The organism is Nitratireductor sp. OM-1 (assembly GCF_003296175.1).
In the GTDB taxonomy this organism is placed as follows: Bacteria; Pseudomonadota; Alphaproteobacteria; order Rhizobiales; family Rhizobiaceae; genus Nitratireductor; species Nitratireductor aquimarinus.
In genome coordinates this window covers 430,620-444,382 of record NZ_CP029209.1, presented here as the reverse complement: position 1 = coordinate 444,382, position 13,763 = coordinate 430,620, and the positions used below count along the sequence as shown (strand labels likewise).

The following is a 13,763-nucleotide window of genomic DNA, read 5'->3' as shown; positions in this document are numbered from 1 at the left end:
CGGCCAGGAAGCTGGCAGCGGATACCTTCCGGTTGCGTATAGGCGAAACGTCAAGGCTCCCCCGCCTCACAGGAGGGGGAGCCGCAATTCCAGCCCTATTCGGGGCGCGGAATGCCGAATTTGCTCGGATCGTTCGGCGCAGCGCCGCTGTCGAACTGCTGCCAGGCATTGATCGAGAGGAAGGGCAGCGCGGTCTTCGCGGCTTCCTCGCCATGGGTCGCCTTGAACAGCGCACCGCGCTCGGCGGCGTGCTTCTTCATGACGTCGGAATTGGCGATCTTTTCCGCCCAGACCTTGTCCATGGCGTCGAGCACTTCCTTGGGCGCATCGGCAGGAATGTAGATGCCGAAGAAGTTCGGCGCGCTGGCAACCTCCGGCAGCCAGTCGGTGACCGGCGGAACCGTGCCATAGCCCTGAAGCTCAAGCGGTTGGTCGGCAATGACAGCGAGAGGACGCAGACGCCCGGCGCGGATCATGTCCACCTGCTCGGTTGCCGTCTGCGCGGTAAACTGCGTCTCGCCCGAAACCGTGGAGATTACGGCGGGGTTGCCGCCTTCATAGACGATCTGGCGGAACTTGATGCCGGGTGCGGCCTTCTCAAGCGCCTGCATGGAGATCGCCGTGGCGGAGGAAAGCCCGCCGGAAGAAACCGTGATCGGCTCGCTTCCCGACTTCATTGCTTCCAGAAGATCGCCGAAATCCTCCCACTCGCTGTCGGCGCGCACCGACACCAGACCCGGATTGGCCACGTGGAGGTAAAGACGCCACTGATCGAGGTTCGCGTCGAGCGTTCCGAAAACGGGATAGGCCCCGAGATCGGCAGCCGCGCCGGCGGCCATGGTCATGCCGTCATGCGGCGCTTCCCAGACAGCGCGCGTGCCAACGGAGCCCGATGCGCCGGGCTGATTGAGAATGACGAAGTTCTGGCCGAAAGCCTTGCTCAGCTCTCCCGCGACGACGCGGGTGACAGTATCGGTGGAGCCGCCAGCGGACCACGGGACGATGATCGTCACCGGTTCAGTGGGCTTCCAATCCTCGGCGAAAGCCGGAGCGGCAAGCAGCGCTGACGCTCCGAAAGCCGCAGAAATCAAGCGTGCGGCAAGTTTCTTGCTCTTCATTTTTGTTCCCCTAACTAACCAAACGGTTAGATAATTAGCGATGTCTTTTGGCTTTCTGTCAAGCGCTTTTGTCGCAGGCTGCCGAGACGCGCGCGCCACATGTGCCGGCAAACGAATGCAAACCCGCCCGCAATGGCCCGCGGCTGGGGCCGAAGACAGCCCCCTGCCCCGCTCTGGAAAAAATGCGTGATGAAGCAGCCCCCCGCGCCTCGGCGAGAGAGCGGCAAGACAGGCAAGACGGCGTGTCCCGGCTATTGATGGCGCATTGGAACGGCCGGATAACCGGCCCCGTTCTCTATCCCTTAACGGCGCCTGCCATCATCGTTCCGCTGATCTTGCGGTACATGACCAGTCCGAGAAGCATGGGCGGCAATGCGCCGACCATCATAACGGCTGCGGCCACGCCCCATTGCACGCCGCCGCCGGAAGCCGCGAAGAAGAACGATGCGCCGACCGTTACGGGCACAGCCTTCGAGGTCGTCAGCATCAGGCCGAACAGGAACTCGTTCCACGCGGTGATGAAGCCGAAGATCATGCTGGTCACGATTGCCGGACGGATGACGGGCGCAATGATCTTCACCAGAATGCCCGGCCGGCTCACGCCGTCGATCATGGCCGCTTCATCGAGTTCGAAAGGCACATCCGATATGGCGTTCACGAGAATAATCAGCACCAGCGGGATGTTGACGATGGTCATCACAAGGCCGAGGCCGAACCGCGTGTCGAGCAGCCCCATAAACTGGAACATCATGTAGATGGGGATCGCGAAGATCACCAGCGGCACCGCCCGCAGGTTGACGATCAGCGGCAGCAGCGTTTTCTCGCCGAAACGGCCGCGCACGATTGCATAGGCCGCCGGCAGCGCCAGAAGAACGGCCAGAAGCGTGCCCATCGCGGCAATGGCGAAGCTGTTGGCAAGATAGAGGAAAATATTCAGCCGGTCCGAAACCGTGAGCACCGTCACGTAGTTCTCGAGCGTCGGCGCATTGATCCAGAGACCCGGATTGGTCGAGATCTCACGCGCGCTCTTGAACGAGGTCACAAGCGTGACGATGAGCGGAAAGTTCATTGCAAAGGCGGCAAGGGCGAACACGGCCCAGCGGATCGCATTGAGCATTTATCGTCTCCTGCGCCGGGCAAAGCGGTTGAGGCCGTAAAGCACCATGAACGACGCCACAAAAAGGACGACCGAAGCCGCGACCGCCTTGCCGATGGCAGCCTGCTTAAAGAAGGCTTCGTAAATGTAGATCGACAGCGAAGTGGTGGAGCCGCCGGCCCCACTGCCGGTCAGCACGTAGACATTGTCGAAAACCCGGAAGCCATCGATGAAACGGATCAGAAGCGCCGCCGCCAGTGTGGGCAACATCAGCGGAAGCTCGATGCGCCAGAAACGGGCAAACCCGGTCGCACCATCAATTGCAGCGGCTTCCCGAAGCTCCTCCGGGATTGCCTGATAGGCCATGTGGAACAGCAGGAAGGCGAATGGCGTCCACTGCAGCGTCTCGACCACGATCAGCGTCCAGAAAGCCGAATTGGGACCGAGAAAGGCCGGGCTGTTTCCAAACCAGGCCCAGAGATAATGCGGCACGGGGCCGGCGAACTCGTGCAGAACGAGGCGATACATCAACCCCATCAAGGCCGGAGCCACCATGAGCGGCAGCATGAGAATGGCAATCGGCCAGCTGCGGTTCTTGAAAAGCGGGGCCAGAAAAACAGCCAGCCCAAGCCCGATCAGACATTCCAGAACAGCGGTCAGCAGGCCGAAGCGCAGGGAAAACCAGTTGGCGCGCCAGAACGCCTCATCGGTGAGAACAGCAACGAAATTGCCGAAACCGGAGATCTGCGGACTGCGCAGCGTTTCGAAGCTGATTTCGGAAACCGAGTAGATCAGATTGACGATGGCCGGAAAGCCGAGACAGACCAGCAGAAACGCCATCAGCGGCGTGGCAAGCAGCGTCCATTCGGTGCGATGGGTCGTTTCCATGGTGCTTCTTGGTCTGTGATCCAGATCGGTTTGGTGGTCGGCGCTGCCCCTCATCCGCCTGCCGGCGCCTTCTCCCCGCACACGGGGAGAAGAAAGAAGTGGCAACGTCTACCTCCCCTCCCTCCCGCGTGCGGGGAGAAGGGGAGGATGAGGGGCCGACGCCAGCTTTACTTCAGGAGATCCGCCATGCCCTTCTCGACATTGGCAAGTGCGGTATCGAGGTCCTGCTGGCCCGACCAGTAGCCGGTAAACTCCTTTGCCTGCAGCTCGTAAATGGCAAGCGCATTTGCCGATGCGCCACCGTTCATCACGTAGCCATAAGCGCCGGCATATTCGCCAAGCTGCACCAGATCCGGTCGCTCTTCCGCCACTGCTGCGACAGCCTCGGCCGAGAGAGCCGGCGCACCGCCCGCACGGGCGTAGATGAGAGCTGCCTCTTCGGTGGAGAGCCATTTCAGGAAGGCTTTCGCACCGTCCTTGTTGCCGGCGCTCTTGTTGAGGCCAAGACCGAGACCATGGATATGCGTGGCCCGGCTTTCAGGCCCGGCGGGTGGAGCGATGGTGGCGGTCGCGTCACCCACTGCGGGTGATTTTTCCACATTGGTGAGATCGGCGGCAGCCGCGTTCCACTGCACCATGGCGGCCACCTGCCCCGCCGCATAGGCGGCATTGGCTTCGGCAAACTCGTAGGAAAGCGAGTCGCGCGGCGTTGCGCCGGCGTCGTAGAGCATCTTGTAGAGCTCAAGCCCCTTGCGGAATGCATCTGAATTGACCGTGATGTTGCCTTCGGCATCCATCCAGTCACCACCATGGGAACGCGCGGTCGACTGCCACACCATGATGTTGAACAGCAGGTTCTTCATCTGCAGAACGGTGCCGTAGCGGGTCGGGCTGTCCGGGTTCACCGCCTTGGTGAAATAAAGCGCGGTGGCCGCATAATCGTCCCAGGTCCAGTCATCGGGGTTCTTGGGCTCAAGCGCCTGGCCGAGATGCTCCTTGCTGATTTCCGCGTAACGCGCCCTGGCGCCGTCATCGCTCATCAGCGCATCGATCAGGTCCTTGCGGTAATACATGAAATGCAGAGAAAGATCGGTCGGCACGCCATACTGCTTGCCATCGAACTGCATGGTCGAAAGAACGGCGTCGCCATAAAGCGCCTGCGCCCCGTCGGACAGTTCCACCGGCTCCATGAACGGCGCATAGCGGCCGATCGAATAGGTGGCGAGCAGGTTCAGATCGAACGCATCGGACCCTGCAGCGAGATCTGCCTGCAGCTTGTCCCAGAAGCCGTCGCGGTTGAAGAACAGGAGTTCGACCCTGTTCTCATCGCTGACATCGTCCTTCGCGTTATAGGCTTCGGCTGCGGCGCGCAGCGCCGTTTCTTCAGGGCCGCCCGGCCAGCCGAGCACGGTGACCTCCGCGCTTGCCACGCCGGCCCACAGGCCCGCAGCAAAAACGCTTCCTGCCAACATGGCTGCAAATCGTGCAACAGGTCTCATATCCATTCTCCCATTCATTGTTTGACTTGGTTTTGTGTCGTGTTTTGAAGTGCAAGATCAGCGATGCCCACAACGCCGGCCCTCTCCCCAAGCCGGGCCGCCACGAGCCGTGGCTTCAGCCGTTCCGGAACGTGATCCAGCTGCGCTTCAATGCGCGCGCGATACCCCGGGGCAAGCCCGATGCCGCCGCCGATGACAATGCGGTCCGGGTCGAAGGTGAGCTGAATGTTGCCGCACAGAATGGCCACGCGCCGGGCCGAACGGTCGATGATATCGTTCGCCCAGCCCGCGCCCATGGCCGCCGCGTCAAAAACGTCATGCGACGTTGCGCCCGGCCGCTGCGCCACCGCGGAAGCGGCGATGAAATTGCCCGAAACGTGATCCTCCAGCGCGCTGTCATCCCCGCCGGCGCCTTCGAAGTCCTGCCCCGCAGGAGGCCGAAATGCCCGGCAAGTCCGGTTCTCAGCCGCCCATCCATGACGATGCCGCCACCAATGCCCGTGGAAACGGTCAGGAAGACGAGATTGCCCTCGGCTTCGCCGAAGCGATACTCGCCCCATGCAGCAGCCTGCGCATCATTGGCGGCGATGGCGGACACGCCGGAAAGCGCACCAACGGTTTTGAGCAGCGGAAAGCGGTCGGGAAAATCCAGCGTCCTGCGGTTGAGCGGGGACCAGAGCCCGACATCCACGATGCCCGTTACGGCAACGCCGGCACATCCATAAGCGCCCTTCCAGTGCTTGATCTGCGCAAAGAGCGCTTCGAGCCATTGGGCTGGTCCGCCCATATCGCGCGGGGTCGGCACTTTCAGGCTGTCGACAACGGTCTCTCCACGCACGAGCGCGGCAAGCATCTTCGTGCCGCCAATGTCGAGCGCCAGAACCGTCTGAGCCTCACGCATCACGCGCTCCCGCCCCGGCGTCCATATCGGCCCGGAACCAGGAGGTGACATGCTCGGGCCGCGTGATCGCGGATCCGACGACCACCAGCCGCGCCCCGGCTTGCAGCGCTTCGCCCGCATGACGCGGCAGACGAATGCAGCCTTCCGCCACCACATGAGGCGTGAGCGCACGCATGGCGCTGATCAGTTCAAGGTCGGGCTCCGTGGGTTCCGGCCCTTGCGTGTACCCGGAGAGTGTGGAACCAACCATGTCGGCCCCTTCGTCAAGCGCCTGCCGGGCGTCGGAGACAATCGAGCAATCGGCCATGGCGAGCTTGCCCGCCGCGTGAATGCGCCGGACCAGATCTGCCGTCGGCACGGGACGCTCGCGCTGCGTGGCGTCATAGGCGATGACGTCTGCGCCAGCTTCTGCAAGCGCATCCACATCCCCGATCCACGGCGTGATGCGCACGGGCGACGTGTCCAGATCGCGCTTGATCAGGCCGATGATCGGCGCGTCGGTGGCGGCCCGCACGGCTTTCACATAATCGGCAGACTCGATGCGCAGCCCCTGCGCGCCGCCGGCAAGCGCCGCCAGCGCAAAGGCAACGACGATGGGCGCTGTGTCCATCGGCCCACCGGTGACCGGCTGGCAGGAGACGATCAGCCCGTTTTCGAGCGCTAGGATGCGGTTCGACACGCTTTCTCCTCCATCTGTGGAGGATATCATAGGCAGACAAAATACCAGATAACAACCAGTTTCAAACTGGTATTAGCGGTGCAGCTCTATGACGAAATCGTAGACATCGCCACGATATTTGGTTTCCGTGAACTCGACGATCTGCCCGTCTTCCAGAAAGCAGCGACGCTCCATCACCAGAAGGCTGGTCTGCGGCGGGGCCTCGAGAAGCCGCGACTCCTCCGGTGTGATCGGGGTCGATTGCATCCGCTGCACCGCACGCACCGGCATGGCCCCTCTGGCCTCCAGAGCCTTATAGAGGGAATCGCCCACCTCGGCGGGTCTCGGCAGGAAGCGCAGAGGCAGCGCCGCCGTCTCGATCGCGATCGGCGTGTTGTCAGCGGTGCGGATGCGCCTCAGACGCGCGACCTCATCGGCAACCGAAATGCCAAGCGCCATCATTTCCGTCGGCGAGGGACGCCCTGTTTCCTTGGAAATCCATATGCATCCGGGCTCCAGACCACGCGAACGCATATCCTCTGAAAAGCTCGTCATGGTGGAGAGAGATTTCTCCAGCCGCGACGAAACCACCGTTTTTGCGCCATGCCTGCGATGCAGCAGGCCATCCGCCTCCAGATCCTCAATGGCGCGGCGAATGGTGACGCGGGACATGGAGAGGGCGGCGCAAAGGGTGCGCTCGCTCGGGATCACGGCGCCGCGTTTCAGCCGCGACGAATGAATGGCTTCCGCCAGCGCCATTTCGACCTGGCGATAGAGCGGCTCGGCTCCGTTTCCGCTGGCGATATGCCCCCGTATGAAATCGAGAAGTGCCGCTTCATTCATTCCGTTTTGCCTCGGTCATTGCGTCCGCTGCACATGATGACAAAATTTCTACAGGTTTTGAACTGGTATTATTTTATATGCTGCTTATTCAAGCCCGAGAGCAGCGCCGCGGTGTTCAGGATCGTCTAGAACGTATCTTTGAAAAACAGGTGCGTTACGGGACCTTGCCGGTCGTCGAGCGAATGATCAGATGCGTTTCCAGCACATAGGAGGCATCGCGCACCGCCTGTGATTCCAGCACTTCCAGCAACAGCGAAACTGCCAGTTTTCCAGCTTCTATGGAGCGGCTGGAAACGGTTGTGAGGCTCGGCACCGTCAATGGCCCCAGCGCATCGTCACAGCCGACCACCGAGAATTCGCCGGGCACGCTGACGCCGCGCTCGCCAAGGCCCGCCAGAATGCCCTGCGCCGTCACATCGTCGAAGGCAATCGCCGCCGTCGCGCCCTTTGCGAGGATGGCATCGACTGCCTGCAAACCGGCTTCGAAACTCGGGACACTGGCCGAGACGAAGCTCAGTTCAAGGCCAAGTTTCTTTGAGGCCCGACGCACGGCTGCGCGGCGCTGCTTGTTGGACCAGGATGTGGATGGACCGCTGACATAGACGATGTTGCGGTGCCCGAAATCGGCCAGATGCTGCGTCGCCTCGGCAATGCCGGTGCCACTGTCGATCAGCACTTTCGGGATGCCCTTCACATCGCGGTTGATCAGAACAAGAGGTCGCAAAAGCGCATGGGCCGCGATGCGTTCGTCCGAAAGCCGGGGCGATGCCAGGATGATGCCCTCGACCTGCCCGGAAAAACGACCGAGAAGCTGGTCCTCTTTTTCCGGATCTTCATCGGAATTTCCGAGAAACACGCAAAAATCGGAGCGATCCGCCTCGACCTGGGCCGCGCGGATCATGGGCGGGAAAAACGGATTTGCGACATCCGGCACGATCAGCGCCAGATTGCCATAGCGCCCGGTGCTGAGCGCACGGGCCGTGTGATTTGGCACGTAACCGAGCTTGCCGGCAGCCGCCTTGATCCGCTCGACCGTCTCCGGACTCAGCATATCGGGCCGCGTGTAGGCGCGGGACACGCTTGAGCGCGCCACCCCGGCCTCCTTCGCCACCTGACTGATTGTGACGCCGCCTTTGCGTTCCGCTGCCACCGCCTGCCCTCGAACCTTGTGCTTTTCTGGCGACAAGATGCACCGCCGAGAGACGTCAGGCAACCGGTTGACATGCAACCGGTTGCACAGCATAGTGCCCGCATTCTTGTTCTACTCTGCCGCAAGGCCCCTGCGATCAGCGGGCGCAATCTTCGGAGACATGATTTGCAGCATAGCCAAGCCGCGCTCGAGCCAACTCCGCTCGTTGACCGAAAGATCGACAGGCTCACCGTAAAAACCTTTGCAGACCGCGACGCGATGGGGGCTGCGGCTGCCGCCGACATCGCCAAAGCGCTACGCGAACGGCTGGCCAGCCAGAAGATTGTGCGCGTCATTTTCGCGTCCGCGCCGAGCCAGTCCTCGATGATCGAGCAGCTTCGCTCCATGCCCGACATCGACTGGTCGCGCGTGACCGCCTTTCACATGGATGAGTTCATCGGCCTTGCGCCGGATGCGCCCCAGCGCTTCGCGCACTGGCTGAACCGGCATATTTTCGATGCGCTTCCGCTGGCTGCCGCAAACCGGATCGCCCCCGGTGCAGACCCGGACGCCGAAGCGCAACGCTACACCGCGCTGCTCAATGAAGCGCCCATCGACTTTGTGTGCCTCGGCATCGGCGTCAACGGCCATATCGCGTTCAATGATCCGCCCATCGCCGATTTTGAGGATCCGCTGGACGTCAAACTCGTGGAGCTCGACGCGGTCTGCCGCCAGCAGCAATATGATGATGGCGGCTTTGAGAGCCTTGATGCGGTGCCGCGCACCGCGCTGACGCTCACCATTCCACGGCTGTTGCGCGCCGACCGCATGTTCTGCATCGTTCCGGGCGCTCACAAGCGCGACGCCGTTCGAGGAACGCTGCACGGAGAGCGGACAACCGCTTGCCCGGCAAGCATTCTGCGCGAACATAAGAACTGCACACTCTATCTGGACAAAGAGGCCGACCCCGATGCCTGAGATCAACGCCGACGCGATCTGCGCAGACTATCTCGCAACGAGCCACGCGCTCATGCAGCGCATCCTTGTCGAAGAGCGTGACACTCTGAACAAGGCCGCCGAGCGCCTCGCCTCCCAGATCGAGGCAGACCGGCTTATCCACATCTTCGGCCCCGGCGGGCACTCCAATCTCGCCAGCCAGGAGGTGTTTTTCCGGGCCGGCGGCCTGATGCATATGAGCGCGATTCTCGATGAAGGCACGCTGCTATCCAACGGCGCATTGCGCTCCATGGCAATCGAACGCACGCCGGGCTATGGCCGCGTTGTCATTGCCGATGCCCGCCTTGGCGAGGGTGACGTACTGATCCTCGCAAACGCCTATGGCATCAACGCAGCCCTGATCGACGCCGCACTGGAGGCGAAGTCTCGCGGGGCGTTTCTTATCGGCGTCAGCTCGCGTGAACACGCCGAAAGCACGAGCCCGGATCACCCGGCGCGCCACCCGGAGAAGAAGAACCTGCATGATGTGGTCGACATCGCCATCGACACGAAAGTTCCGATCGGCGATGCGGTGGTCAGCCTGCCCGGCATGACCGAGAACATCTCCGCCATCTCCACTTTTGCCAATGCGTTCGCACTGAACTGCCTGGTGATCCGCACCGTTGCCAAACTGCTCGACCGTGGCGTCGAACCGCCGGTCTGGCGCAGCGGTAACGCACCGGGTGGCGATGAAGCAAACGCCCGCTTTCTGGCCCGCTTCCGCGACCGGGTTCGCGCGCTGTGAGCACGGAGAAGACCATAGCCGGGCGCGACCCCGTTACCGGAGGCAGCATCGCCATCACGATGCGCGACGGGCGGATCGCAGCCATCGCCGAGACGGGCTCGCAGGACGAAGCCTATCTCACGCCCGGCCTGGTCGACCTTCAGGTCAATGGTTATGCGGGCCTCGACCTGAACGACGGCGCGCTGACGCCGAAGCGTGTTTCCGAGCTTACCCGCATCATGGCCGGGCTCGGCGTGACCACCTATCTTCCAACCCTTGTGACCGGATCGCGCGAGCGGCTGCTTGATGGACTTGGCGCCATCGCCACGGCGCGGCGCGAAGACGTTCTTTGCGCGCGCATGATCCCCGGCGTCCACATGGAAGGCCCGAGCATCGCACCGGAGGACGGGCCGCGCGGCGCGCATCCCGCAGAGCATGTGAGGCCGCCCTCCCTCGAAGAATTCGATGCGTGGCAAAAGGCGAGCGGCGGTCTTGTCCGCCTCGTGACCCTTGCACCCGAATATGAAGAGGCCCCGGCCTATATTCGCGCCATCACGGCGCAGGGCATTCATGTCGCCATTGGGCATTCCTCTGCCACGCCCGAGCAGGTGCATGCGGCAGCCGAGGCCGGCGCACGGCTCTCGACACATCTTGGTAATGGCGCAGCCGCGCTCATGCCCCGCCATCCGAACCTGATCTGGGCGCAGCTCGCCGATGACCGGCTGACCGCGGCGCTTATCGCCGATGGCCATCACCTGCCGGACGACACGTTTAAGACCATGCTGCGCGCCAAGGGGCTGGAACGCGCCCTTTTGGTTTCCGACAGCGTGGCGCTGGCCGGCATGGAGCCCGGCATCTACCGCCAGCCGATTGGCGGCGATGTCGAAGTGCGCGCCGACGGACGCGTGGGCATTGCCGGGACACCTTATCTGGCCGGGGCCGGCCTGCCCTTGATCGAGAACGTCCCGATTGCCATGCGCATAACCGGGCTTTCGCTGGCGCAGGCGCTGAGGCTCGCCACGGCCAATCCCGGCGCGTTTGTCGATGGTCGGGGCGTGATGAAGCTGAATGCGTCGGCCGATCTGATCCGCTTTTCCATTGACGGGAAAACCGGCTCCTTTGACCTGAAAAACACGCTCGTTCACGGTGAAGAGGTGCTCTGAGCATGATCCGCGCAGGCGTCGCCACGGTAGACATCACACCACCCGCAGGCCTGCCGCTTTCCGGCTTTGCCGCCCGCACCCTGCCAGCCACCGGCGCACATGACCCGCTGACGGTGCGTGCGCTGGCCATCAACGATACGGCGATGGTGGTTGCCGATGTGATCGGCCTGCACGGCGCCATGAGCGCGCGCATTCGCCGCCGCTGCACCCTTCCTGACACGAATGTCATCATCAGCGCCCTGCACAATCATGGCGGCCCCGTTTCCATGGCCGGACGCCTGACGATTGAGACCGACGAGGCCTATCTGCAAAGGCTGGAAGACGCCTGTGTCGAAGCCATCGATCAGGCTGTTGCCGCGCAAAGGCCTGCAATGCTCTCGGTCGGGCTCGGATCCGACCCCGACATTGCCCGCAATCGCCGCCACCCGGACGGTCCGGTGGATCGCGCCCTGCCGCTTCTGCGTGTGCGCGGCGAGAATGGCGACATGATTGCCTTGATGACGGGTTATGCCTGCCACCCCGTGGTGCTGGGCGCAGACAACAGACTGTGGACCGCCGACTATCCGCACTTTGTGCGCCGCGCACTGGAAACCGCTTATCCCGGAGCCACCGCCCTGTTTGTTACCGGGTGCGTGGGCGACGCAAACACGGGGCACAGCGCGCATGCCTCGATCAGCCTTGCCACAAACCCGGACCGCAGCTTTGCCGCCGCCGAGCGGATTGGCACGGCGATTGCAAAGGCAGCGCTGGAAGCGCCAGAACAGGCGCTTGGCGGGGATGTGACGGCGCTGGAAGCGCAGATTGTCCTGCCATTTGAGCGTCGCGAGACGGAGACGCCGGCGGAACTGGCAACACGGTGGCGCACTGAGTGCGCGAGTGCAGAACCCGCGCAGGCCGCACTTCTCGAGGCCTGGACCCACTGGGCCGAGACCATTGCGCGTGAGCCGGCAGACACCCTGTCGGGTCGGGTTTGCGTGTTCGACTGGGGCGGTCTGCCCGTGATCGGCCTGCCCGGAGAGATCTTTGCGGCGACTGCGCTCAGCCTGCGCGCCGCCTGCGGCGAGCGCCCGGCTTTCATCGCCGGGTTCGCGGAAGACAATCCCGGCTATATCCCGCCGAGAGAAGAGTTTTCTTCCGGCGGATATGAGGTGGACGAAGCCCATCGCTACTACGGACAGCCGGCAAGTTTCGCACCCGGTTGCGCAGAAGCGCTCGCTGGTGCGGCTGTTGAACTTCTCAAGAAATCCAGGCCTGGCAGGGATTAGAAGGAGATGCGGCCGGACCCTCGCAAAATGCGGGCCGGCCATATTGATGCAAAAGCAAGCCGGCTTGACGCGCAACCGGTTGCATGGCAATTTTTCATCGGGAACAAAATTGCAGTCTGCTCACGTCGAAAGGGAGAACAAAAGATGAGAGCGTACAGGTCCAGCACCCAGAAATCCGGCAGCTCCAGCTTCACCGCGCGCATCGCGGCCCTGTCGCTGACGGCGGCGATCACCGCTGTTTCCGGCTCCGCATTCGCCCAGACCATCAATGTCTGGAGCGGCTACCCCGAGATGGCGCCGTTCTATGAGCATGTGGCGGAATCGCTGAAAGAAAAATACCCCGATCTCGAGGTCAACGTTGAAGCCATTGCGCTGCGCGAACACGAGAAGCGCATTGCGCTTGGCCTCACCTCCGGCTCCGCCGGCGTGACCGTGATCGAGCTCGCCGGTTCCACGGCCAGCCGCTACATCGAAAACGATCTTCTGCCGGCAGCGCCGGAAGCCGTGGCGGGCTTCGTCACCAACAAGGACAATTTCGGCGAGTTCTTCGTCGATGCCGCTTCCAAGAACGGAACCGTCTACGGCGTTCCGCTTTTCCGCGGTCAGGGCGCCCTCTTCTACAATATCGACATGTTCGAGGAAGCCGGCCTCAAAGAGCCGCCTCAGACCATGGAAGCCTATACGGATTACGCCGAGAAGCTGACCCAGCGCGACGAAGACGGCAAGGCGACCGTTTCGGGCTGGAGCCTGCGCCTTACGGGCGGCGGACAGGGCATTGCGGAAAAATTCTGGATCAATCTGTTCCAGTATGGCGGCTCGGTCATTGAAGAGGTGAGCGACGGCAAATGGCAGGCCAACTACGCCAACGAGGCTGGCCGCAAGGCGGTCAAGCAGTATCTCGAGAACGTGCATGTCCTGAAGACCGTGACGCCTGAAATGCCGGCGGACGCCGAGGCTTTCGAGCGCGGTCAGACGGCCATGTTCATCCGCGAGTCCTGGGTCATCGCCGACATTGCTGCCAAGTCGCCCGACCTGAACTACGCAACCGCGCCGCTGCCGGTCGGCTCCATCGCCCTGCCGGCCAATCTCTATGTGAACTCCGTCGAGGGTGAAGACGCAGAGGCCGCATGGGCCTATGTGCAGGCCGCCAACGATCCGGAAAACCTTGTCTGGCTTCTGGACAATGTCGGCTGGCTGCCCAACCGTTCGGGCGTCGATTACGGCGTCGTCACGGAGAAGGTTCCCGCCTATGGCGCGTTCGTCGATTACCCGGCTGACTACAAGTTCTTCACCCTGCCGGCCATTGGTCCGATCGAAGAGGTGCTGACGCGCCTCGCCGCCCAGCTGACCAACGCCTATGGCGATGCCTCCCTGGCCGAAGACGACGCCGCAATCGACGCGATGCTCGCCAGGGCAGCCGAAGAGACCAACAACATCCTGAAGCGCGAAGGCCTTCTCGCCGAGTAGGCGCTTCATCGATACC

At 62.7% G+C, this 13,763-nt stretch carries 13 protein-coding genes and 1 pseudogene; 5 read left to right on the top strand and 9 right to left on the bottom strand.

Annotation, left to right across the window (positions count from 1 at the left end):
• Positions 1–95 precede the first annotated feature (95 nt).
• The 9 genes and pseudogenes from DEJ54_RS21170 to DEJ54_RS21135 all read right to left on the bottom strand — a co-directional run bounded on the left by DEJ54_RS21170 (position 96) and on the right by DEJ54_RS21135 (position 8,153).
• A complete protein-coding gene (locus tag DEJ54_RS21170; protein ID WP_113156740.1) occupies positions 96–1,118 on the bottom strand; it encodes a tripartite tricarboxylate transporter substrate binding protein in 1,023 nt (340 codons plus the stop codon).
• Between the two features lie 295 nt (positions 1,119–1,413).
• Complete coding sequence (locus DEJ54_RS21165) at positions 1,414–2,235, bottom strand: carbohydrate ABC transporter permease (RefSeq protein WP_113156739.1); 822 nt, start codon at positions 2,233–2,235, stop codon at positions 1,414–1,416.
• Positions 2,236–3,102 (bottom strand): carbohydrate ABC transporter permease, encoded by an 867-nt coding sequence (locus DEJ54_RS21160; protein ID WP_113157129.1) that lies wholly within the window; start codon positions 3,100–3,102, stop codon positions 2,236–2,238.
• 167 nt (positions 3,103–3,269) lie between these two features.
• Positions 3,270–4,601 (bottom strand): extracellular solute-binding protein, encoded by a 1,332-nt coding sequence (locus tag DEJ54_RS21155; RefSeq protein ID WP_113156738.1) that lies wholly within the window; start codon positions 4,599–4,601, stop codon positions 3,270–3,272.
• A gap of 14 nt (positions 4,602–4,615) precedes the next feature.
• The gene (locus tag DEJ54_RS21150) at positions 4,616–5,161 is read right to left on the bottom strand and encodes an ROK family protein (RefSeq protein WP_256370550.1); all 546 of its coding nucleotides are present in this window, start codon (positions 5,159–5,161) and stop codon (positions 4,616–4,618) included.
• A pseudogene (locus DEJ54_RS23635) lies at positions 5,098–5,454 on the bottom strand (ROK family protein); the annotation flags it as partial. The gene DEJ54_RS21150 and the pseudogene DEJ54_RS23635, both read right to left, overlap by 64 nt.
• Before the next feature lie 40 nt (positions 5,455–5,494).
• On the bottom strand, positions 5,495–6,181 hold the full coding sequence (locus tag DEJ54_RS21145; RefSeq protein ID WP_113156737.1) for an N-acetylmannosamine-6-phosphate 2-epimerase: 687 nt from the start codon (positions 6,179–6,181) through the stop codon (positions 5,495–5,497).
• 72 nt (positions 6,182–6,253) lie between these two features.
• Complete coding sequence (locus DEJ54_RS21140; protein ID WP_113156736.1) at positions 6,254–7,003, bottom strand: GntR family transcriptional regulator; 750 nt, start codon at positions 7,001–7,003, stop codon at positions 6,254–6,256.
• 154 nt (positions 7,004–7,157) lie between these two features.
• The gene (locus DEJ54_RS21135) at positions 7,158–8,153 is read right to left on the bottom strand and encodes a LacI family DNA-binding transcriptional regulator (protein ID WP_113156735.1); all 996 of its coding nucleotides are present in this window, start codon (positions 8,151–8,153) and stop codon (positions 7,158–7,160) included.
• A gap of 258 nt (positions 8,154–8,411) precedes the next feature.
• Between DEJ54_RS21135 and DEJ54_RS21130 the strand changes: the two genes are divergently transcribed.
• The 5 genes from DEJ54_RS21130 to DEJ54_RS21110 all read left to right on the top strand — a co-directional run bounded on the left by DEJ54_RS21130 (position 8,412) and on the right by DEJ54_RS21110 (position 13,747).
• Positions 8,412–9,110: a 6-phosphogluconolactonase gene (locus tag DEJ54_RS21130; RefSeq protein WP_204360929.1), complete on the top strand. Its 699-nt coding sequence runs from the start codon at positions 8,412–8,414 to the stop codon at positions 9,108–9,110.
• Complete coding sequence (locus DEJ54_RS21125) at positions 9,103–9,873, top strand: sugar isomerase domain-containing protein (protein ID WP_113156733.1); 771 nt, start codon at positions 9,103–9,105, stop codon at positions 9,871–9,873. The genes DEJ54_RS21130 and DEJ54_RS21125 overlap by 8 nt, the downstream gene beginning before the upstream one ends.
• Complete coding sequence (locus tag DEJ54_RS21120) at positions 9,870–11,015, top strand: N-acetylglucosamine-6-phosphate deacetylase (protein ID WP_113156732.1); 1,146 nt, start codon at positions 9,870–9,872, stop codon at positions 11,013–11,015. The genes DEJ54_RS21125 and DEJ54_RS21120 overlap by 4 nt, the downstream gene beginning before the upstream one ends.
• A 2-nt stretch (positions 11,016–11,017) precedes the next feature.
• The gene (locus DEJ54_RS21115) at positions 11,018–12,280 is read left to right on the top strand and encodes a neutral/alkaline non-lysosomal ceramidase N-terminal domain-containing protein (protein ID WP_113156731.1); all 1,263 of its coding nucleotides are present in this window, start codon (positions 11,018–11,020) and stop codon (positions 12,278–12,280) included.
• A gap of 144 nt (positions 12,281–12,424) precedes the next feature.
• Positions 12,425–13,747: an extracellular solute-binding protein gene (locus DEJ54_RS21110; protein WP_113156730.1), complete on the top strand. Its 1,323-nt coding sequence runs from the start codon at positions 12,425–12,427 to the stop codon at positions 13,745–13,747.
• Positions 13,748–13,763: the final 16 nt, after the last annotated feature.